The following is a 713-nucleotide window of genomic DNA, read 5'->3' as shown; positions in this document are numbered from 1 at the left end:
CGGCTCGACGCCCGCCAGCGGTGTGGCGGGGTAGGGCAATTCCGGTAGCGGTGCCGGCTCGCCGCTGATTGCGCCGAAGTGAATCAGGTAATCGATGATCGCCTGGCAGTCGAGGCTGGCCAGGCCGTGGTTGACGTCGCCCTGGCCGCGCAACTCGACGGTCACCGAAAAGCTGCCCATCGGAATCGGGAAGCGCTCGCCAAACCGTTGTTGCAATTGCCACCACACCAGCGTGAAACACTCATCGAACGACTGCCCACCGGAATCGGTAGCCAACAGGCTGGCTTCCGAACCGATATAGCGCGCCAGCGGCTCCACCTGCGGCCACGCCTCGGGGGTGGTGTACAGGTGTGCAACGGCTTCGAAGTCGCAGTGCAGGTCCAGCACCATGTCGGCATCACACGCCAGGCGTTGCAGCACCAGGCGTTGGGATTCCAGTTGTGTGACGGGCGTTTGCGCCGCCAGGGCCATGGTCAGCGCATCGCGGATCAGTTCGACGTTGTGCGCAGGATCATCTCCCAGCAGGCCGTCGACCTGGTTGCCAACCTCGTCGGACAGGTCGACAAACAGGCGGTTGAAGTTCTGCCCGCTTTCCAGCTCATAGCGGCCCAGGGGGATGTCCATCAACACCTGTTCCAGGCCGGTCGGGTTGGCGATCGGCACCAGCACGATCTCGCTGCGCAGGCGGCCGGCCGCAGCCAGCTCCGCCAGGC

The 713-nt window shown here is 64.9% G+C and carries 1 pseudogene; it reads right to left on the bottom strand.

Features of this window, described 5'->3' with window-relative positions:
• Positions 1-713: pseudogene (locus HX846_RS37780) on the bottom strand (succinylglutamate desuccinylase/aspartoacylase family protein); the annotation flags it as partial.

Origin of the sequence: Pseudomonas sp. K5002 (assembly GCF_013386655.1) — a bacterium.
GTDB lineage: Bacteria > Pseudomonadota > Gammaproteobacteria > Pseudomonadales > Pseudomonadaceae > Aquipseudomonas.
The sequence above is the reverse complement of the archived record's forward strand: the minus strand, read 5'-3'. Positions and strand labels throughout refer to the sequence as shown.